Source organism: Bacteroidota bacterium (assembly GCA_017303905.1).
GTDB lineage: Bacteria > Bacteroidota > Bacteroidia > B-17B0 > Aurantibacillaceae > JAHEYG01.
In genome coordinates this window covers 341407-364671 of sequence record JAFLBH010000001.1, presented here as the reverse complement: position 1 = coordinate 364671, position 23265 = coordinate 341407, and the positions used below count along the sequence as shown (strand labels likewise).

The 23265-nt window shown below is 39.0% G+C and carries 14 protein-coding genes; 11 read left to right on the top strand and 3 right to left on the bottom strand.

Annotation, left to right across the window (positions count from 1 at the left end):
* Positions 1-62 precede the first annotated feature (62 nt).
* On the top strand, positions 63-1718 hold the full coding sequence (locus tag J0L69_01500; protein MBN8691835.1) for a hypothetical protein: 1656 nt from the start codon (positions 63-65) through the stop codon (positions 1716-1718).
* Here J0L69_01500 and J0L69_01495 read toward each other — a convergent pair.
* Positions 1705-2580: an EamA family transporter gene (locus J0L69_01495; protein MBN8691834.1), complete on the bottom strand. Its 876-nt coding sequence runs from the start codon at positions 2578-2580 to the stop codon at positions 1705-1707. The genes J0L69_01500 and J0L69_01495 overlap by 14 nt on opposite strands.
* A gap of 199 nt (positions 2581-2779) precedes the next feature.
* Between J0L69_01495 and J0L69_01490 the strand changes: the two genes are divergently transcribed.
* From J0L69_01490 to J0L69_01445, 10 genes are all read left to right on the top strand, one after another.
* A complete protein-coding gene (locus tag J0L69_01490; protein ID MBN8691833.1) occupies positions 2780-3769 on the top strand; it encodes an aspartate-semialdehyde dehydrogenase in 990 nt (329 codons plus the stop codon).
* Positions 3770-3808: 39 nt separating this feature from the next.
* The gene (locus J0L69_01485) at positions 3809-4330 is read left to right on the top strand and encodes a 3-hydroxyanthranilate 3,4-dioxygenase (GenBank protein MBN8691832.1); all 522 of its coding nucleotides are present in this window, start codon (positions 3809-3811) and stop codon (positions 4328-4330) included.
* 300 nt (positions 4331-4630) lie between these two features.
* On the top strand, positions 4631-9214 hold the full coding sequence (locus J0L69_01480; protein MBN8691831.1) for a gliding motility-associated C-terminal domain-containing protein: 4584 nt from the start codon (positions 4631-4633) through the stop codon (positions 9212-9214).
* A 142-nt stretch (positions 9215-9356) separates the two neighbouring features.
* A complete protein-coding gene (locus J0L69_01475; GenBank protein ID MBN8691830.1) occupies positions 9357-13922 on the top strand; it encodes a gliding motility-associated C-terminal domain-containing protein in 4566 nt (1521 codons plus the stop codon).
* 141 nt (positions 13923-14063) lie between these two features.
* The gene (purH, locus tag J0L69_01470) at positions 14064-15590 is read left to right on the top strand and encodes a bifunctional phosphoribosylaminoimidazolecarboxamide formyltransferase/IMP cyclohydrolase (protein ID MBN8691829.1); all 1527 of its coding nucleotides are present in this window, start codon (positions 14064-14066) and stop codon (positions 15588-15590) included.
* Positions 15591-15652: 62 nt separating this feature from the next.
* The gene (locus J0L69_01465) at positions 15653-16675 is read left to right on the top strand and encodes a rod shape-determining protein (protein MBN8691828.1); all 1023 of its coding nucleotides are present in this window, start codon (positions 15653-15655) and stop codon (positions 16673-16675) included.
* 75 nt (positions 16676-16750) lie between these two features.
* Positions 16751-17596 (top strand): rod shape-determining protein MreC, encoded by an 846-nt coding sequence (gene mreC, locus J0L69_01460; GenBank protein ID MBN8691827.1) that lies wholly within the window; start codon positions 16751-16753, stop codon positions 17594-17596.
* The gene (locus J0L69_01455; protein ID MBN8691826.1) at positions 17593-18111 is read left to right on the top strand and encodes a rod shape-determining protein MreD; all 519 of its coding nucleotides are present in this window, start codon (positions 17593-17595) and stop codon (positions 18109-18111) included. The genes mreC and J0L69_01455 overlap by 4 nt, the downstream gene beginning before the upstream one ends.
* Positions 18111-19967, top strand: coding sequence for a penicillin-binding protein 2 (mrdA, locus tag J0L69_01450; protein ID MBN8691825.1), 1857 nt, complete (start codon positions 18111-18113; stop codon positions 19965-19967). The genes J0L69_01455 and mrdA overlap by 1 nt, the downstream gene beginning before the upstream one ends.
* Positions 19967-21280 (top strand): rod shape-determining protein RodA, encoded by a 1314-nt coding sequence (locus tag J0L69_01445; protein ID MBN8691824.1) that lies wholly within the window; start codon positions 19967-19969, stop codon positions 21278-21280. The genes mrdA and J0L69_01445 overlap by 1 nt, the downstream gene beginning before the upstream one ends.
* Here the strand turns inward: J0L69_01445 and J0L69_01440 are convergent.
* Both J0L69_01440 and gcvT read right to left on the bottom strand, forming a co-directional pair.
* Positions 21277-22008 (bottom strand): 2-phosphosulfolactate phosphatase, encoded by a 732-nt coding sequence (locus J0L69_01440; GenBank protein ID MBN8691823.1) that lies wholly within the window; start codon positions 22006-22008, stop codon positions 21277-21279. The genes J0L69_01445 and J0L69_01440 overlap by 4 nt on opposite strands.
* Positions 22009-23091: a glycine cleavage system aminomethyltransferase GcvT gene (gene gcvT / locus J0L69_01435; protein MBN8691822.1), complete on the bottom strand. Its 1083-nt coding sequence runs from the start codon at positions 23089-23091 to the stop codon at positions 22009-22011.
* Positions 23092-23265 lie beyond the last annotated feature (174 nt).

Sequence of the window (23265 nt, the reverse complement as noted above, 5' to 3'; positions counted from 1 at the left end):
CAGGTATCTGAGGGGGTTTTTTATTTGAATTATTTTCTGCACTTTTAGTTTAAAATCTTTTCATGGCATTCGAAGAATTTAAAAAGGTAGCAAATAGTTTTAATGAGCTGTCTGCACAACAGAAAGAAAAAGCACTTACCGAGTGTTCTTCCACTAAATTTTCTTCAGCACATGCAATTAAACACTATCACGACAGTTTGCTGTTTACTTTAGCTTATCCTGAGAACGAAACGATACGAAATTTAGCAGCTTCTGAAATGAAAAGACTCTCCGTCTTTATAAAATCTGCTAAGCAAGATGTAAAAGATAAACTTATTTTAAGTGGAATCGCAAATACACAAACGGATGGCGCTTTTAGTTTAAGTTTGGCTAAATGGTTATTAAAAGAATATGGAAAAGATGTTCAGTTACACTCTTTCGATGAGAGCGGCACACATCCAAAGGAAGTTTTAAAATATGGCTTTCCAGAAATGGAATTCGAAATGCTCGCCGATGAAAAAATGAAAGCGGGCAAGTGGATTGAAAAACTAAGCGGAACAAAAAACAAACATCAGCAATTGCAATGGTTGGTAAATCATGTAGACTCTATTAAGGTTCCTGATTTAGTGAAAGATCAGCTTTTCGAATCGTTATCAGTTTATATAACTGTTTTAGGCCGCGATGAAAAATTTTCACGCAGCTTTGGAAACATTCAACTCACAAAAACTTTTTACCACAGCAGCGGAATATTAAAGAAATTTGATGAAGCATCTATCATTAAAAAGAAATTACCGGTTCCTTCCAAATTAAGTAACACGCAAAGGAAACAAATCATCGATGCCTCACGCACCGCATTAGCCTTGTTAAACCGCGAAACGGATCCTGTCACTTATTGCAACGAAGAAGGACTTCTGTTTTTTGAATTGGAGCACGGATTATCCATCGCCTTATTTAGCATGCTGCCGCAGCGCCGCTTACCGTTAGAGTCATACATCGGATTTATGATGTTTAAAAACGGTTATCCCATGGCATATGGCGGTGGTTGGTTATTCGGACATCGTTCTTTATTAGGAATAAATATTTTCGAAGCATTTCGTGGAGGAGAATCTGCCTTTGTGTTTGCGCAACTTTTGCGTACCTATAAAAACGCTTTTGGCGCAGAGTACTTTGAGGTAGAGCCTTATCAGTTCGGGAAAAATAATCCGGAGGGATTACAATCCGGCGCATTCTGGTTTTATTACCGATTCGGATTCCGTCCACTCGACACAGAACTAAACGAATTGGCTCTCAAGGAAGCGTCTATCATTGCCGCTCAAAAGGGATATCGTTCTTCTATTGAAACCTTGAAGAAATTTACAGCCGGAAACGTATTTGTGAATTTCAGTCACCTTAAGAAACCGCTCAATCCATCTTTGATGAGTAAATACATCTCGCAAAGAATAGCAAGCGATTATAACGGTAATCGTATGAAAGCGGAGGCAGACGCCAGAAAAGCCATTATCAAAACATTGAAGCTTTCGCCTGGCTTTGTGAAAAGTAATCCTGCCGGAATGAATAAGCTGGTCATGTTTTTTTACATGTGCACTCAATTAAATATACTTAACGTGGAACAAAAGTTATTGGTTAAAAAGCTCATTGAACAAAAGTCAGATTCAGAGTTTGATTACATCAACACGCTAAGTAAAATGAATTTGAATAAAATGCTTTCAGCCGATTGCTTGAAATTTATTTCTTGTTGATGAGCCAAACGCCCACTATAATAATAGCAACGGAAACGAATTGAATCATTCCTACGCTTTCGCCGTCTAAAATTCCCCAACCAACCGCCACGATCGGAATTAAATAAGTACAGCTCGCGGCAAATACTGCACCGGCTGCTTTAATTAAATTATTAAATAAAATGATCGACAAAGCCGTTCCGCAAATAGCGAGTATGCAAATAAAACCAAAGGAGGAAGCCCCTTGGGGATGCTCCATGAGATGAGAATGAAAATCAGTACTGGAAAACAAATAAACAAGAGCCATTGGTCCGATAATAGTGAATGACCAGACACTGGCCGCAACCGAATTTACTTCAGTTAAATACTTTTTAATACCGTTAACACTGATGGCGTAACAAAAAGTGGCGGCCACTACCAGTAAACTGTAATTTAAATTTTTGGAAGATTCACTTCCGCTATTCATACCTAGAAGCAGCACGGCTCCTACTAATCCAACCGCCACACCAAGCAGCTGTGAGTTTTTGATTTTTGTTTTGTAAACCAGAGCCCCTATTAAAACAGTGAATAGAGGTGTTAAGGCATTTAGCATTCCGGTTAAGCTACTGCTGATTTCAGTTTCGGCTTTGGTAAATAAGAAGGCAGGTATGAAATTGCCGAATACCCCCATTAACACTAAACCTTTTAAATCCTTTTTTAAGTCAACACTTTTAAAATGTTTCAATAAAAGAGGTAAAAGAAAAATGAAAGCTATAGCAATTCGCAGAGCAGCCACCTCATCACTGGTAAAGGCAATCAATCCTTGTTTCATTAAAATGAAAGAGCTACCCCATACCAACGAAAGTACAATTAAGATAATCCAGGAAGTAGCAGATTGTTTCACGGTGTGAAGGTAAGCTTTGTAAAAAGTATTTTTTGCATTTAATCAAAAACTTTTGATATTTGCTCCCGTAATGATGATAAAGAAAATAAAATGTGCAAAGAAACTTTTCCGATAGGAAAGGCTGTACATTTTATTATAATGATATAAGGCCTTTCCGATGTGGAGAGGCTTTTTTGTTTAATTAAAAAAGAAAAAGAAAATGAAAGTTGCAGTAGTAGGCGCCACAGGATTAGTTGGCACCGTAATGTTACAAGTATTAGAGGAAAGAAATTTTCCGGTTACAGAATTAATTCCGGTTGCCTCCGAGAAATCAGTAGGTAAGGAAATTGAATTTAAAGGGAAAAAGTATAAGATACATTCCATTGATCAGGCTGTGGCATTAAAACCTGAAATTGCATTGTTTTCTGCCGGCGGAAGCACTTCACTGGAAGCAGCGCCCAAGTTTGCGGCTGCCGGAACAACCGTTATTGATAATTCTTCGGCATGGCGTATGGATCCAACTAAAAAATTAGTGGTTCCTGAAATTAACGCATCAGCGCTAACAGCTGCCGATAAAATTATCGCGAATCCCAATTGCTCCACTATTCAAATGGTGGTAGCGCTAAATCCGCTGCATAAAAAATATAAAATCAAGCGTGTTGTGGTGAGTACATATCAATCTGTTACAGGTACAGGGGTGAAGGCCGTTAGTCAGCTTAACAACGAAAGAAACGGTGTGAAAGGGGAGATGGCCTACAAATACCCAATTGATTTGAATGTGATTCCTCAAATCGATGTTTTCCTCGATAATGGCTATACCAAGGAAGAAATGAAAATGGTGAATGAGACGAAGAAAATTATGGGAGATAATTCAATTGCTGTGACTGCTACTACAGTGCGTATTCCAGTTATGGGCGGCCATAGTGAAAGCGTAAATATTGAGTTTGAAAACGAGTTTGAATTGAAAGATATTTTTGAAATCATGAAAAACACACCGGGCATAATTTTACAAGATGACCCGGCGAATCAAATTTATCCGATGCCAATGAATGCGCATCAAAAAGATGAGGTATTTGTTGGAAGAATTCGCAGAGACGAATCACAACCAAAAACAGTAAACATGTGGATTGTTGCCGATAATTTGAGAAAAGGAGCCGCTACCAACGCTGTACAGATTGCGGAGTATTTAATGAAAAGCAAATTGGTTTAATCATTTTGACTTTTAATTTTTAAGCTCTACATTTAGTTTATGATTACACGCCCGTTTAATTTTAAAAAATGGATTGATGAAAATCGCCATTTACTGAAACCACCCGTTAACAACAAAGTGGTTTATAAGGATGCCGAATTTATTGTGATGGTAGTTGGCGGACCAAATTCGCGAAAGGACTATCACTATAATGAAAGTGAAGAGTTCTTTTATCAACTGGAAGGAGATGTGATTGTTCAGATACAAGAGAATGGTAAAGCAGTTGAAGTGCCAATTAAAGAGGGAGAAATATTTTTATTACCGCCACGAGTTCCACATAACCCACGTCGTTTTAAAAACACAATAGGCTTGGTGATGGAGAGAAAGCGTCGTGATGGTGAAAAGGACGGATTGATGTGGTTTTGCGAAAAATGTAACGAAAAACTATACGACGAATATTTTACCCTAACGGATATCACGAATCAGTTTCAGGCTGTCTTCGAAAAATTCTATAATTCCAAAGATTTACGCACCTGTAAAAAGTGCGGACACGTAATGGAACCACCACCTGTTATTTCCTAGCAGTTTAACATACGGCTTTTGAAAAGTAAATTTTGTAATCATAATTAATTAAAATTCAATTAATTGTGTTTTTGATTTTTTACTTGTAAACGTAAAAAGTTATTATACTGTCTTCGAGGAAAATCATACAATTTCATGAAATTTGCAGGTTCAAGTTAGAATTCGAAGCATAACTACCTCATTTTCAAATACAAATTGTTAATAATGTTAAGTTAGTGAATGGCGGGTTTTAATGAGTAAAACGGAGGGGGCAGCCCCCAAAATATGCTTAACTTTACATAGTAAACTTTATTCAAGATCATGAAGAACACAAATATATTTAAGTCGTTACTGGTTGTAGCTATTATTTTCCAGTCGGTAATTACATTTTCTCAAGCTAAAAAAGAGGCGCCGTGGTTTGACAGAAAAGCAGCTGAGAAAGAAGCGGCTGCTAAAGGAATTCATTATGATGATGTTGAAGGATACTTATTCGCTTTAGAGCGTGAGTTTTATGCGAAGGTTGACGCTAAAAACAGTACTCCGGTTGATCCTTATGCTTGGAATGCAAAAGGAATAAACTCAACGCAAGGTGCCGCATGTGTTAACGCAAGTTTTGAAAATACAAATTTCGCAAACTGGACAGGTAGCACAGGAAATTCTAATACATGTGGGCCTGCAGGCTCTCAAAGCCCGAATTATACACAAATTGGCGCTGCTATTGTGAGCCCTGCCGGAGCAAATGCGGGACTAACTAATGCTCAGAACTATCATACCGTAATGAATATTCCGGCAACTAATCCTAATTATCCTACGTGTAACCAATTCGGCTATGATTCTATAGCTGTAAAAATTGTAGGAACTCAAACAGTTTCTGAAATTCCTCATGTTTGTCCTTTTTATACTGATGGAAATTCTGTTCGTATGAATGGAGCCATTGCAAATTACAGAGCCTGCAAAATGCGATATAATTTTGCATTAACTCCACAAAACAGAAATATTACTTATGCTTTTGCAGTTGTATTTTATGGATCACACGCTGCAAATGAACAGCCTTATTTTAAAGTTTCTGTAACCGATCAAAACAATAATCCAATAGGAGGAACATGTGGTGTTTACAACGTAAACGGATTGCAGGCAACTACAGATACTTCTTTCAAAACTAGTGCCATTGGATTTAGTCAAGTCAAGTACAGGCCTTGGAGACAATACGGTGTTGATTTAAGCTCACCGGCTTACGCAACAGTAACCGCCGTTAATTTGGAATTTACAGTAGGTGGTTGTTGTTATGGTGGGCATTATGGATATGCGTATGTGGATGCTGAGTGCTCTCAAGGTGGTGCTTATTCTAGTATGTGTGCAGGTACAAATACAGCGGTTTTAACTGCACCTGCAGGGTATGTTCAATATCAGTGGTATCAATTACCCGGTATGACGCCAATGCCTGCGGGTCAGGGTGGAAATACCGGAACATTAACGATTAATCCCGCTATTGTTGGTCAGGTTTATCAGGTTCAAATGAAAACACCAACCGGTTGTACAATTACATTAAATGACACGATTAAAATTTCAGGCGTGCAAATTACGAGTATGGGTTCAACTCCAACTTGTCCGGGCGGAAGTAGTGGTACAGCCATTGCACAGGTAATTGGAAGTAATGTAGGATATAATTTTACATGGGTGAATTCTGCTAATCAAGTCGTCGGAACTAATAGTGTTGCAACTAACCTTCCGCCGGGAGTGTATACTGTCTCTGTTACGGCGATTTCATGTGGTGTTGCCACAGCGACTGTGCAAGTGGGGGTTGCACCGCCTACTTATTATACGAAATCCTCGCCTTATTGCGGGAACCTAGCTATACTTACCGCAACAACAGGAACAAATTATCAATGGTATCAAAACTTAACGCCAATTCCTGCCGCCGCAGGTCAGCCAAGTTTAGCTGTACCAAATCCGGTTAACGGAGGTGTTTATTATGTTACTTATACAACTCCGCAAGGATGTAAAGATTCCGTCCGAATGGTATTATCACAAATTCCGGGTGGAAGTATTTATGTAAGCAATGTAAAACCAATTTGTGCAACCAGTGGTTCAGTATCCTATGGTGTTGTTAATCTATCTACGACGCAACTTGGTCCGTACACTTATACCGTAACAGGTCCTGGCGGATTCAGCAACTTATTCGGGCCAACAACTAGTAAAAAAGACAGCGTTACAGGTTTATCAATTGGTACTTACACAGCCAACGTATTTGATGGCGCGTGTTGGTATACGCAAACATTTACTGTAAATCCATATACATTCAGCTATACAGTAACGCCTACTACTCAAACAACACTTTGTGTAACCGGAACTGTTCCGATGGCAGCTAATTTTGGTACAACTGTTCCAACATCATGCGGTCCTTCAACTTCAGGAGGGTGCACTACCCCTAATATTAATCAAATTGGTGCCGGTACGGTAAGTAACACTCAGTTTTCTTGGCCGTGTATTTATGGACATTATTATAGAAATAACCGTCATCAATTGTTATTTACTGCTGCAGAATTAACCGCTGCAGGTGTTCAGCCCGGTGTAATTTCTTCAATTGCTTTTTGGGTAACATCTAAATTACCTAATGGAACCAACTCTTCCGGATATATTGGAACATTACCAGGCTTTACCATTAAAATGAAATGTACCAATTTAACTACATTAAACAGTACTTGGGATAATACCGGATTAACTACTGTATTGGCAGCAACAAACTATTCTCCGGTTATTGGTTGGAATACTCATACATTTACCACTCCTTATGAATGGGATGGAGTATCAAGTATTTTGGTGGATGTTTGCTACGCTTTAAACACAGGCGTAAGCTGGACCTCCAACCCAATTATGCAATCAACAAATATAGGCGTAGTAAGAACCCGCTATTCTTTCAGCGATAGCCAGCCAATGTGTGGAACTACCAATTTCGCATCCACAAGCGTTAATCGTCCTAATGTGCGTTTTGGAAGTTGTGGTGCAACGAATCCTGCAAACTTTACTTATAGCTGGACACCAAACTATGCTTTAACAAGTACCAACACGCAGAGTACAATTTCTACGCCAAGTGTAAGCACTATTTATACAATTACCGTTAATCCAATTAACCAAGTAAACTGTGCGCAATCACAAACAGTAGACATCATGGTGATTAATCCTGTTACGCCTACTATTACCAGCGGAGCTTTCTGTACAAATTTTGCACCTACTCCAATTAGTGTAACACCAACAACAGGTTCTTGGACTCCATCAGCCTATTTAACAGGAACAGGTGTATTCACCCCTTCATTGGCAACGGTTGGTTCAAATACCGTAGCGTATACAGTCGGGCAAGGAACTTGTTCGGCAACAACCACGCTTAATATTAATGTAGAGCAATACAATCCTGCAACCTTAACAGGATCTGTAACTCCGCTTTGTGTAAGCGACCCTACTGTTAACTTAATGGGTATTGTTGCAAATACAACAGGTACTTGGACAGGAACAGGAGTAAACGCTAACGTGTTTGACCCTGCATTATCTGGTCCGGGAACATATTTCATTACTTATAACACTAGCTCGGTTCCTACATTAACATTGTGTCCGGATGTTTCAACACTTCAAATTGATGTTCATACCATCCCAACACCAACGCTTACACCAATGGGACCATATTGTAACACAATGCCTCCATCACAAATATTAATGGCGCCTCCGGGTGGTGTTATAGGTGGTGTGAATAATAATGCAGTTTCACTTTCCGGATTATTTGACCCTCAATTAGCGATTATTGGTGCAAACACAATTGGTTATACTGTAACAAGCGGACCATGTGTTAAGACGGCAACAATGGATATTAACGTTGAGAAATTTGTTCCCGCCACATTAACTTCAACCGTTGGACCATATTGCTGGAATGCAACGCCAACTAACTTAAATGGAGTTGTTATGCAAACAGGCGGAACATGGAGTGGTCCTGGTGTTATTGGTACAACATTCGATCCTACATTCTCAGGTTCAGGATTGTTTACATTAACGTATTCAACACACTCTATGCCAACAGCAAGTTTATGTCCTGATGTTTCAACCATAGCGGTTCAGGTAAACCCTCAACCAATTGCAAACATTGTTACATCTACATTAACATCTTGTGTGCCGGGCTCAATCACATTCTCTTCACCAAATGTAAATACCGGTACCGGTTTCTGGACTTTTGGTGACAGCAACACTGCAAGTGGTTTATCTGCAACACACACCTATACTACACCTGGTAATTACTTTGTAACATTCGATTACATGGATAACATTGGTTGCCGTGTGTTTACTCAATTACCAATGCCAATTGTTATTTACCCATCTCCGGTAGCAAACTTCAATATTTTACCGGATGAAAATATTACAGTAGCTACACCTGAGGTTGAATTCATAAATACAAGTACAGTATTACAAAACAACACCTATTATTGGAATGTCGGTAATATAATGCAGTTCAACACGGTTAATGCAAGCTATATTTTCAGTGAGCACGGAACCATGTATATTACTTTAGTTGCAACAAACGAATACGGATGTACCGACACCATCACAAAATTAGTGGATGTGAAAAACGATTATGGTGTATGGGTGCCGAATTCATTTACGCCTAATAACGATGGTGTTAACGACTTCTTCCGCCCGGTATTTACACCTTACGGTTTAGATTTATCCTACTACAAAATGGAAATATTTGACCGTTGGGGTGAGCGTTTGTTTGCCACTCAGGACTATCAAACCGGCTGGACAGGCGGAATGAATAACAGCGGAGACCCTTTAAAAGATGATGTTTATGTTTATAAACTTCAATTCAAAACGGCCGACGGACAAGTAAAACATAAAACCGGTCACGTTACCCTGATAAAATAAAAGTAATTTTTCACCTAAGCCGCGCCCAAAAAGCGCGGCTTTTTTGTTTTTGTTAATTGAGTGAAATAAAGCAATAAATGAGTAAATCATAGGGGGCGCCACCCATGCTTTTGTTATTTTAGTAAGCTAGAAATTACATAAAATGAAAGCAAGATTTATTTTACTTATTGCAGCTATTCTCTTCGGAACATTAAGTGCCCAAGTTAAGCCTCAGCTTGAAAGTTTTGATCGTGAAAAGGCTAAAGAACAAGCCATTAAGAACGGAATGAACCAAGACGATATTGAAGGTTATTTGTTTGCGCTGGAAAGAGAATTTATTGCTCAGCAAGAAATGAAGAATAAGTTGCCTGTAGATCCTTATGCGTGGAACGCAAAGGGTAATAACCCTGTTATTCAGGGAGCAGGCTGCGTTAATGCAAGCTTTGAAAATAGCAATTTCGGTAACTGGACCGGGAGTATTGGAAACTCAAACACATGTGGCCCTGCAGGATCACAAAGCCCAAATTATACTCAAACCGGCGGTACAATTGTTAGCCCGGGTGGTAATAATGCAGGTTTAACCAATGCAGCAAATTACCATACAGTAATGAATATACCTCCTACAAATCCGGTTTATCCAACTTGCAACCAGTTCGGATATGATTCAATCGCTGTAAGAGTAGTTGGTACTCAAACGGTATCGGACATTCCACATGTTTCTCCTTTTTATCCTGACGGAAATTCCGTACGAATGAACGGTGCCATTGCTAATTATCGCGCCTGCAAATTAAGATATAATTTCGCGTTAACTCCTTTCAATAGAAATATTACTTACGCATTTGCTTTGGTTTTTTATGGAGCTCATGCTGCCAACCAACAGCCATATTTTAAAGTATCGGTTTTAGATCAAAACAATAATCCAATAGGTGGAACTTGCGGGGTATATAACGTGAATGGATCGCAAGCCGCAACAGACACATCGTTTAAATACAGCGCTCTTCTAGGCGGAAACCAAATTTTATACAGAAAGTGGAGACAATATGGTGTTGACTTAAGTTCTCCCATTTATGCAACTGTAACAGCAGTGAATCTCGAATTTACAGTTGGTGGTTGTTGCTATGGTGGACATTGGGGATACGCGTATGTTGATGCAGAATGCTCTCAGGGTGGAACTTATTCTGCCATGTGTGCCGGTACAAACACCGCCGTGCTAACTGCACCATTAGGATATGTTGCATATCAATGGTATCAGTTACCGGGCATGACGCCAATGTCTCCATTGGTTGGGGGTAATACGCCTTCTTTAACAGTTAATCCGGCAATTGTTGGTCAGGTCTTTCAGGTTAAAATGACTACGCCAACGGGTTGCACAATCTCATTAAATGATACAGTAAAAATTTCTGGTGTACAAATTACGGCTATGAACTCATCCCCTACGTGTCCGGGAGGATCAAGTGGAAGCGCTACTGTGAGTGTCCAGGGAAGTAATGTCGGATATAATTATACATGGGTCAATGCTGCAAATACTGTCGTCAGTACAACAAATACAGCGCAAAATCTTCCACCGGGAATTTATACTGTTTCCGTAACAGCAGTTTCCTGCGGGGTAGCAACGTCTACCGTAGCAGTTGGGGTTGCTCCACCAACCTATTATCAATATAATCAAAACTTCTGTGGAAATCTTGCCATAATTACCGCAACAACCGGTACAGGCTATGTGTGGTATAATAGTGCTGGTCAAATAGCAAGTGCCGCAGGGTCTCAATCGTTAGTTGTAAATGGACCTGTAAATAATGCAGTTTATACTGTTGTTTATACAACTCCTCAAGGATGTAAAGATTCCGTTAGGTATACTCTAAAGCAAATTGCAGGCGGAAGTATTTATATAAGTAATATTAAAGATATTTGCCCAACAAGTCCTCCGGTTGCTTATGCCGTAGTAAATTTAAACACCACACAAATTGGGCCATATTCGTACACTGTTACAAACGGAACATTTAATCAAACATTATTAAACACAACTTCTATTAAGGATAGTGTTTCCGGTCTAGCAATTGGCACCTATTCTGTTGCTGTGTTTGATGGCGCCTGTTTCTACAATACCACGTTTACTATAAGCCCATATAATTATTCGTATACGGTTACGCCTACCAATTCTGTATTATGTGTTTCGGGAAATGTTCCAATGGGTGTTAGTTTAAGTAATACTACTGCTCCTGTTTGTGGCGGCGCAATTACGGCAGCGTGTTCCAACCCTAAAATCCTATCTGTTGGCTCGGGCTCTTTAACAAATACACAATACAGTTTTCCTAGTGTTTATGGCGGATATTATGATGTTTGTCGCCATCAATTATTATTTACAGCAGCCGACCTAACCGCGGCGGGAATTCAGCCGGGGTCCATTCCGTCTATGCAGTTCTTTGTAAAGTCAATGTTGCCAATAGGATTAAACACACAATCTTATATAGGAACCTTGCAAGGATTTACCATAAAAATGAAATGTACCAACCTTACGGTTTTGAATAATGTTTGGGATAATGTCGGATTTACGCAAGTATTAAATCCTGCTAATTATTCACCAACAACCGGTTGGAATAATCACACATTTAACACACCATTTAATTGGGATGGAGTATCTAGTATATTAGTTGATATTTGTTTTAATTGGGTTTCCAGTAATCCATATACTTCAAATCCCTTAATGCCGTACACAAACACCGGCGTGGCAAAAACGCGTTATTATTATAGTTCTTCACAAAACTTATGCGGATTAAACACAACTTGCTTCACTACTGTAAACCGTCCGAATGTTAGATTTGGTAATTGTCCGATTACAAAAACTACTGACTTTACTTATTTGTGGACTCCAAATGTTGCGTTAACGAGCACCACAACTCAAAGCACTGTAGCTTCTCCAACTGCGAGCACCGTTTATAGTATTACGGTAAATCCGGTTGGGCAAGTAAATTGCGCACAAACTCAATCGGTAGACATACAAGTAATAGTTCCGGTAACGCCAACAATCACCAGTGGCGCGTTTTGTACTAATTTCCCACCAACAGTAATTAATGTAACGCCAACTACCGGAACATGGACACCTACTGCCTACATGAGTGGTACAGGTGTTTTTACTCCTTCATTAGCTGCAGTTGGAGGAAATACTGTTGCTTACACTACCGGAACCGGAACATGTTCAGCAGCTTCAACCCTTACAATTAATGTTGAACAATATAACCCGGCAACATTAACCGGTTCTGTTACGCCGCTTTGTATCAGTGATCCAACAGTTAATTTAATGGGTATTGTTGCAAACACAACAGGTACGTGGACAGGAACAGGCGTTAACGCTGGTGTTTTTGACCCGGCACTTTCAGGCGCTGGAACTTATGTGATAACTTATAACACTAATTCTGTCCCAACTTTAACACTTTGTCCGGATGTTTCTACCTTGCAGGTAAACGTTCATACGATACCGCAACCTACCATTACACAAGTAGGGCCATATTGTAATAATATGGCACCTGTGCAATTATTGGTTTCTCCTACAGGTGGAGTTTATAGTGGGATAGGCAATAATGCAGTTTCCCCAAGCGGGTTGTTTGACCCACAAATAGCAGTAATAGGGGCTAATACCATTTCCTACACGGTAAGTAGCGGACCGTGTGTTAAAACAACTTCCATAGACATTAATGTGGAAAAGTTTATCCCGGCAACGCTTACATCTAGTGTTGGTCCTTTCTGCTGGAATGCTTCGGCAGTTAACTTAAATAGTTCTGTCATGACGCCCGGCGGAACATGGTCTGGCGCAGGAGTAGCAAATAATACTTTTGATCCGTCAGCATCGGGCTCAGGAAACTTTGTATTAACTTATAATACTAATTCAAGTCCAACCGCAAGCTTATGTCCTGATGTCTCTACAGTGGCGGTATTAGTTAACCCAATGCCAATTGTAAGTATTACTACAAATACACTAGAAGGATGTCGCCCATTAAAAATAGAGTTTAATGTACCAAGCGTAAATGGAGGCACCGGTACTTGGACTTTTGGTGATAATTCTACAACAACAGGTATTTCGGCAATACATACATACACCACGGCAGGCACATTTATGGCGACCTTTAATTACTACGATAACATTGGTTGTAATGTGTTCACACAAGTACCACCAATCATTGTACGCGATTTACCAATAGCTGACTTTAAAATACTACCGGATAATCAAATTAGTATAGCTGATCCAACAGTTGAGTTCATCAACACAAGTACTGTACTTCAGAATAACACCTATTTCTGGAATATAGGCGACTTTATGCATAGTTCTAACACAAACACAAGCTTTACCTTTGGAACGCATGGATTTATGTATATTACATTAGTTGCAACTAATGAATTTGGATGTAAAGACACTGCTGTGAAAGTAGTAGAAGTGAAAAATGATTATGGTTTATGGGTTCCAAATGCCTTTACTCCAAATGGAGACGGATTAAATGATGTTTTCCGTGTGGTTGTTTCTCCATTCGGATTAGATTTATCAGACTTTGAAATGGATATTTTTGACCGTTGGGGCGAGAAAATATTTAGTACAAAGGATATTTTGGTAGGTTGGAATGGCGCGAAATTCAACAAAGGAGATGTGATTAAGGACGACACTTATGTTTACAAAATAAAGTATACGACTTCCCAAAAAGAAGCCAAATACAAAACCGGTCACGTTACGCTGATTAAATAATAGTACCACACTTCAAAAAAGCCATCCCCATTCGGATGGCTTTTTTTATGGCTTTAATTTTTGCCATTTTTTTCAACAGACCCCTCAAAGCCAAGCGCTTATTTTACCTTTGCTTGCGAAAAACAGGCATTTTACGAAAACATGAGTCAGTTAAAGAAGATAAACAGCGCCTTAGTATCTGTATTTTATAAAGATAACCTTGAGCCAATCATTAAAAAGTTAAACGAACTTGGAGTAACCATATATAGTACCGGCGGCACGCAAACATTTATTGAAAATTTGAAAGTTCCGGTGAAGGCCGTTGAATCCTTAACCGCTTTTCCTGAAATTCTTGGAGGACGTGTTAAAACATTGCATCCAAAGATTTTTGGCGGAATATTAGGTCGCCGTGAATTACAAAGCGATGTTGAGCAAATGGAAAAGCACGACATTCCAAATATCGATTTGGTAATTGTTGATTTGTATCCATTCGAAGAAACAGTTTCTAAAGGCGCATCCGAACAAGATATCATTGAGAAAATTGATATCGGTGGAATTTCTTTAATACGCGCCGCAGCTAAAAATTTCAATGATGTAATCATTGTTTCTTCACGTAACGATTATAAATCATTACAAGAATTATTAGAGACAAAAAACGGATTTTCAGATTTAAGCGACCGCAAACATTTCGCAGCAAAAGCATTTGCAACCAGCTCACATTACGATACTGCTATCTTCAATTATTTTAATCAAACTGAAAACATCCCTCAATTCAAACAAAGCATTCAATCAGCACAAGTTTTACGTTATGGCGAAAATCCGCATCAGCAAGGTGTGTTTTATGGCAACCTCGATGCCATGTTTGAAAAACTGAACGGGAAGGAACTTTCTTACAATAATTTGTTGGATGTAGACGCTGCAGTTAATTTAATTGCAGACTTCACAGAACCAACATTTGCCATTTTAAAACATAATAACGCTTGCGGAGTTGCATCGCGTTCAACGATTAAACAAGCTTATTTAGATGCATTGGCAGGAGATCCAGTTTCTGCATTTGGCGGCATACTTATCGCTAACAAAAGTATTGATGAAGAGGCGGCTCAAGAAATAAACAAATTGTTTTGTGAAGTAGTTATTGCTCCGGCTTATGATGCCAAAGCAGTTGAAATTCTTAAAGCTAAACCGAATCGTATTATTCTTGTTCAAAAGCATGTGAAGTTGAGCGATAAATCTTTCCGTACGCTCTTGAACGGCGTTATTGAGCAGGATAAGGATTTAAAAACTGAAACTCCAAACGACTTTAAGCCTGCAACTACTAAATCACCAACAGCAGCTGAGGTCACTGATTTGATTTTCGCGAATAAACTGGTGAAGCACACAAAATCAAACACGATTGTATTAGCTAAAAACGGTCAGTTATTAGCAAGCGGTACCGGACAAACCTCTCGTGTTGATGCTTTGAAACAAGCCATCGCCAAGGCGGTAAGTTTTGGTTTTGATTTAAAGGGAGCGGTTATGGCCAGCGACGCGTTTTTCCCTTTTCCGGATTGCGTTGAAATCGCCCATAAGGCGGGCATAACAGCAGTGGTTCAGCCGGGCGGATCGATTAAGGATAAAGACAGTATTGACTATTGTAACACAAATGGATTAAGTATGGTGTTTACCGGTACTCGCCATTTCAAACACTAAAAAAACAAAAAAGAACTTTAAAGATATTTTTACGTACAAATAAAAAGTAATTTTGGGAAGGTATGGCATTATTTGATTTTTTAACACAAGACATTGCGATTGACTTAGGCACAGCCAATACAATTATTATCAATAACGATAAAGTTGTGGTGGATGAACCAAGTATTGTGGCGGTTGACAGAACTAACGGTAAGGTTATTGCCGTTGGTCGTGCGGCGCAAATGATGCACGGTAAAACACATGAGAACATCAAAACAATTCGTCCGTTAAAAGACGGAGTTATTGCCGATTTCCAGGCAGCTGAAGAAATGATTAAGGGGATGATCAAAATGATTAACCCGGGTAACAAGTTCTTTAAGCCGTCTCTTAAAATGGTTATTTGTATTCCATCCGGTATCACCGAGGTAGAAAAACGTGCGGTTCGAGATAGTGCGGAGCACGCCGGAGCTAAAGAAGTATACATGATTCACGAACCCATGGCAGCGGCTATTGGTATGGGAATCGACGTAGAAGAACCAATGGGAAATATGATTATTGATATTGGTGGTGGTACTTCTGAAATTGCGGTTATTGCTTTAGGCGGGATTGTTTGTGATAAATCCATTCGTATTGCGGGTGATGATTTTAACGCAAACATTGAAGAATATATGCGCCGTCAACACAACATCTTAATTGGTGAGCGAAGTGCTGAGCGTGTTAAAATTGAAGTAGGCGCGGCCATGACTGAAATCGAAAACCCGCCGCCTGATTTTGCGGTTCAAGGACGCGATTTAATGAGCGGTATTCCAAAAGAGGTTTATATCAGTTATGTGGAGATTGCACATTGCTTAGATAAATCCATCTCTAAAATAGAGGAAGCGATCTTGAATGCGCTTGAAATGACCCCTCCTGAACTAGCAGCCGATATTTACCGTAAAGGGATTTTTATGGCGGGTGGCGGCTCACTCTTACGCGGATTAGACAAGCGTATTTCTCTTAAAACAAAATTGCCGGTTCACGTGTGTGAAGACCCACTTCGTGCCGTTGCACGCGGTACGGGAATTGCACTGAAAAATGTTCATAAATTCCCTTTCCTTATCAAGTAATCACATCACTTAAGGTTGTAGTTTTATAGGAAGAAGCAGGTTCTTAGAGCTTGCTTCATTTTTTATTTTTTTCCGGTGAGAAATTTATTAGCATTCATATACAAACACAACTTCATTTTTATTTTCCTCTTTATTGAATTGGTGTGTTTTTACATGATGTACATGAACAGCGGATATCAAGGCTCCGGCATTTTTAACTCTGCCAATCGCGTTACAGCTAACGTTTATAATACCGCGGCAAACGTAAGAGAGTATTTATTATTGAAAGAAGAAAACAAACGTCTTTCGGATGAGAATACGCGTTTATACAATATGCTCCGCAAAGGATACATGGCTGTGCCCATGAAGCAATACATTCGTAAAGACACATTGTATAAGCAGCAATATTCATATGTTGGCGCCAAGGTGGTGAACACTAGTATTAATCGCCGCAGTAATTACATCACTTTAAATATTGGAAGCGCTCAAGGCATCACACGCGATATGGCCGTGATTAATAGTGATGGCGCGGTGGGATTTGTAAAGGATGTATCTGAGAACTTTTCTTCTGTAATCAGCTTGCTTCATAAAGATGCACGTGTGAATTGTCAGTTAAAGCGTGATGGCAGTTATGGTTTACTTATATGGGAGGGGGATGATTACCGTTATTGCATATTAAAGGACATACCAACACACGCAAAAATTGTAAAAGGCGATACAGTTACAACCAGTGAATTGTCGGGGATATTTCCTGAGGGAATTAATGTAGGTGTAATCGATAGTTACGAACGCAGAAGTAACGATCCTTTCTACACAGTTAAAATCAGACTGATTGCAGATTTCAAAAAGTTGGGATATGTGTATGTAATTAAAAATAAATTTAAACCTGAGAAAGATTCTTTGGAAACAGTGTCTCAGGTTCAAGATGACAAAAGGAAATGAGCGGTACCATTGGTGTAAATATTTTACGTTATATCGTTCTTGTATTAATGCAAGTGCTCATTGTACAAAATATACATTTGGGAAGCTACATTATTTTACTTCCTTATGTATTGATTATTTTGCTGATGCCTTTCGATACGCCTAAATTAGTTTTACTTTTTGCTTCTTTTATTGTTGGACTCACTCTCGATGCTTTTTATGACACGGCCGGTATGCATGCGGCCGCTTGTACCTTAATGGGATTCTCTCGTCATTACTTGCTTGAGTTTATTGCACCACGCGATGGCTATGAGGCAGGCTTGGAACCAAATATTGATGATATGGGTCCGGCTTGGTTTATTACCTATGCCGGAACTTTAATTTTTATTCATCACTTTGCCTTTTTCTTTTTGGAAGTGTTCAGGTGGAATGAATTCTTCAACACCTTGTTCAGAATTATTTTAAGCACCATTGGAACATTTGTATTTGTTTACGTGATTCAGTATTTGTTTTATAAATCAACACGTCGTCGCTAATGAACAACAACGCGCAATTGGCAGATAGGAAATTCATCATCGGCGGATTCTTCGTACTGGTTGCCATTGTATACATTATTCGTTTGTTTTATTTACAGGTGATTGATAAGAGCTACGAAGCCTCAGCGCGAAACAATGCTATTCAAACGCAAACAGAATATCCTCCGCGCGGATTTATATACGACCGTAACGGTAAGTTATTGGTAATTAACGAAGCTTCTTATGATTTAATGGTAACGCCAAAAATGGTAAAGGGTTGCGACACCATGGCGTTATGTGAAATTTTAGAAATCTCTAAAACTGAATTTTTGAAGCGGATCAAAAAAGCATGTCAAGCACCGAACTCACCGCGTAAACAAAGTGTTTTCGAAAAGCAAATGTCGAGTGCCACCAATGCTAAGTTACAAGAGAAGCTGTATCGTTTTAATGGTTTTTATGTTCAGTCACGTACTGTTCGTAAATATCCACGGCCAATTGCCGCTCACTTGTTAGGTTATATAGGTGAGGTTTCTAAGGAGAAAGCTGAAAAGGATCCGTATTATAACGAGGGTGATTATATCGGAATCAGTGGTATGGAAAGAAGCTACGAAGAAGCGCTAAGAGGACAAAAAGGAACACGGCGTATATTGAAGGATGTACACAACAAAGAAGTTGGGCGGTACATGGATGGTAAATACGATACCGCTGCCGTGGCAGGCAAACCGTTATATTGCACCATCGACGCCTCTTTGCAAGAATACGGCGAGCGTTTAATGAAAGGGAAGAAGGGAGCTTTGGTTGCTATTGAGCCTTCAACTGGAGAAATTTTATGTTTGATTTCTGCCCCGGGTTACGATCCTAATTTGCTGGTAGGAGGAAAAGAGAGAAACAAAAACTTTGCGAAACTAGTTTACGATTCAACGTTACCATTATTTAATCGGGCTATTCAGGCTGAGTATCCTCCCGGCTCAACATTTAAATTAATTGACGCACTCATTGCGCAAAACGACGGACTGATAAATCGTTCTACCATGTATCCTTGTGCCAGAGGTTATCCTCCAATGGGCGGTAAACCAAAATGTCACCCGCACGGACCGGTAGACTTAGTGAATTCAGTAGCGCAATCTTGCAATTCATATTACAGTTATGTGTTCAGAGAAATTGTCGATCAAAAGAAATACCCAAAATTCATAGATGGCTATAATCACTGGCGCGATATGGTTATGTCTTTTGGTCCAGGAACAAAATTAGGAACGGATTTACCTTATGACAGGCCGGGTAAAGTTCCTTCCGTTAAATATTACGATAAAGTATTTGGAAAGAACGGTTGGCGGAGTAACACGATTGTTTCTTTAGGTATCGGACAGGCGGAGCTTTTATTAATGCCGCTTCAAATGGCTAATGTAGTTGCCACAATAGCCAATAGAGGTTATTATTACATTCCGCATACTGTAAAGGGTATTGGTAATGAAAAAGAAATAGATAAAAAGTTTAAAGAGAAAGTTTATGTGGGAGTTCAAAATCAAGAAGCATATACGAACGTGATTGACGGTATGCAACGCTGCTTCGATGCCGGTACGGCCTATTACTCGCGTATCCCGGGAGTGGTAGCTTGTGGTAAAACAGGAACTGCAGAAAATCCTCATGGAAAATCACACGCCGTATTCATGGCTTTCGCACCTCGTGAAAACCCACAAATTGTTATCGCTTGTTTAATTGAGAATGCCGGATTCGGAGGAACCTGGTCGGCACCTATTGTGAGTTTAATGATTGAAAAATATGTCACCGGAAAAGTAACTCGACCTGAATTGGAAAAGAAAATGGAAGCGGTAGATTTAATTCAGGGTAAAAACTTAATCACAACAGAATTCCACTAATGGCATTAAGGCGAAACGAAAATAGTTTGTTCTACGGTGTTGACAGGATAACGATCATCACTTATGCGCTTTTGGTTTTAATGGGATGGTTAAATATTTATGCGGCTGTATATAATGAAGAGCATAAAAACATTTTAGACATTAGTCAGAAATACGGCAAGCAGCTGATATGGATTGCCGGTGCTGCTATTTTGGCATTTTCCATTTTAGTGATTGATGCCGGATTTTATACTGTTTTCGCTTATTGGTTTTATGCTGTAATCCTTCTTTTGTGTTTGCTTGTTCCTTTTTTAGGTCGTGAAGTAAAGGGGAGCCGATCGTGGTTCAGGTTTGGAGATTTTGGTATACAGCCCGCTGAGTTTATGAAATTCGCCACAAGCTTAGCGCTCGCTAAATTTTTAAGTAACGAAAACTTAATCGTATTGAGTCGATACCGACTAAGATTTAAAGACTTATTTAAAAATTACAAGAATACTTTTATCGCTGTTACTTTCTTGATTGTTCCGATGTTAATCATTAAGGTATTACAAGATGAAACCGGATTAGCCATCGTTTTTGTCGCATTCATTATTGTATTATACAGAGAGGGACTTTCGATTAATATTTTAATATTCGGACTTATAACAGTAATATTATTCGTGTTGTCGCTAGTGGTAGCTGAAACAAATACACTCTTAATCTGGATGGGTGTTATCACGGCTTGTGGCTTTATATTTATTCGCCGAACCAACAAAAATATTCTGTTTGCAGTATTGATTTATTTAGGTGCAGCAGGTGTGGTATTAGGAACAAATTATGTCTATGAGCATTTGGAACCACATCAACGAGTAAGGATAGATGTGTTATTGGGAAGAAATGAAGTGGATTTAAAGAAGGAAGGATACAACGTTAATCAAGCGAAGATTGCCATTGGCTCCGGAGGATTTTGGGGTAAAGGTTATTTGGAAGGTACGCAAACCAAATACGATTTTGTACCGGAGCAAGACACGGATTTTATTTTCTGTACAGTAGGAGAGGAGTGGGGATTTGTTGGAAGTTCAATTGTGGTAATCCTGGAGTTGTTTTTAATTCTGCGTGTAGTGTTTTTAAGTGAGCGACAGCGATCGCCTTTCAGTAGAATTTATGGTTACGGTGTTGCCTCTGTATTGTTTTTCCACTTATGTATAAATATCGGAATGACGATTGGCTTAATGCCGGTAATTGGAATTCCATTACCGTTTTTCAGTTATGGCGGATCTTCGTTGTGGAGCTTTACAATCTTGTTATTTATTTTTATAAAGCTCGATGCAAATCGTTTATTGATTTTGCGTTAGTCTTGCAGCTTTACTAAATACTTTCCTTCTAAAACAGGAATAACAGGAGCAGCGTTAGGCGTCAAACAAAACTTAATGTCTTTTTTCAATCCTAAGCGTGAGAGTCTTTCTTTGTGTGAAGCGTGAACTAAATATTTTATTGGTTCGTGTTGCGCTTGTTCAAACAAATATTTAAGAGCTAAGCAACCGTCACCTAATTTAAAATCGTCGGAAAGCTCCAGCATTTTTTGTGTAACGGCACCTGCGTATAATGAATCCTCCAGATTAAATTTATTTTTCCAACCCGAGCAAAGTAATAATACACTTCTGTTTTGCTTTACGAGCCATTGACAAAGCACATCAATATTTAAGAAGGAACCTACTACCACTTTATAAGCCTGTCTTGCCGCTTCGATAGCTTGTGTGCCGTTGGTGGTAGTGAGTGCAATTGTTTTTCCTTTTACATGATCGCCCATGTAATCGTAAGGAGAATTTCCAAAATCAAATCCCTCTAATTTGATAGCATCGCGTTCGGCCCCTGCTAAAAAACCTTGCTTTTTGTATTCGGCAGCTTCTTCTACTTTCGCAACGGGAATAATTTTATCTGCTCCATAATGAAAGGCAACGCAAATCGCCGAAGTTGCTCTAAATACATCAATCACCACCACAATACTTTCTTTATCCTCATAGATGGGATAAAGATGCGGTGAAAAGCAAGCATCGATTTTATATTTTTTTTCTTCGCTCAATTATTTTTTCAAAAAAGGAATTTTTACCACTTTAGCTTTAATAGGCTTATCGCGAATGATAATAAAAATTTCTGTGTCAGCCGCAGCAAAAGCAGTTTGAACATAACCCATGCCAATCGCTTTGTTTAAACTTGGTGATTGAGTACCTGAAGTTACTTTTCCGATAATAGTTCCATTCGCATCAGCAATCGGATAATCGTGACGAGGAATACCTCTGTCAATCATTTCAAATCCTACTAACTTGCGAGTAACGCCTTCTGTTTTGTGTTTTTCAATAGCCGCGCGATTGGTAAAGTCTTTAGTGAATTTAGTAATCCATCCTAATCCCGCTTCGATAGGAGAAGTGGTATCATCAATATCATTTCCGTATAAACAGAAACCCATTTCCAAACGTAAAGTATCACGCGCGCCTAATCCAATTGGTTTAATTCCGAATTCTTTTCCGGCTTCAAAAACAGCATCCCACATTTTTTCTGCGTCCGCATTCATCACATAAATTTCAAATCCTCCCGCACCGGTATAACCTGTATTCGAAATAATCACATCATTAATACCTGCCATTTTACCGATACAAAATGTATAATATTCCATTTTCGATAAATCAACATCGGTTAATTTTTGAAGTGTCGCCAAAGCTTTTGGTCCTTGTACGGCCAATAAACTCATGTCGTTCGACATGTCCAGCATCTCCACACCGTAAGTATTAAATTGTTTAATCCAGTTCCAATCTTTCTCGATATTAGAAGCATTCACAACCAAGTAATATTCATCCGCCTTATAGCGATACACTAATAGATCATCAACAATTCCGCCTTTGTCATTTGGTAAACAAGAGTATTGTACTTTTCCATCGGTTAATTTAGATGCATCGTTGGATGTAACTTTTTGAATTAAATCTAAAGCTTTATCTCCCTTCAATCTGAACTCACCCATATGACTTACATCAAATACACCAACCCCGTTTCTAACGGTTAAATGCTCTTCGTTTAAGCCCGAATAAGAAACCGGCATATTGTAACCTGCAAACGGAATAATTTTTGCGCCAAGCGCTACGTGTTTGTTGTATAAAGCTGTATTTTTCATATGTAAGTAATTTGTTTTTTAAAAGCCATATGGTATAACCAAATTGTTTTCATTTAATACTTGTGTATATGGAAACATGGTTATTTCATTGGAAGATTAAGAGTTTAGATTGAGTATTAGTATGAGCAAAAGTACATTTTATTATGAAAAAGGCTAGGCAAATGGAGGATTAGT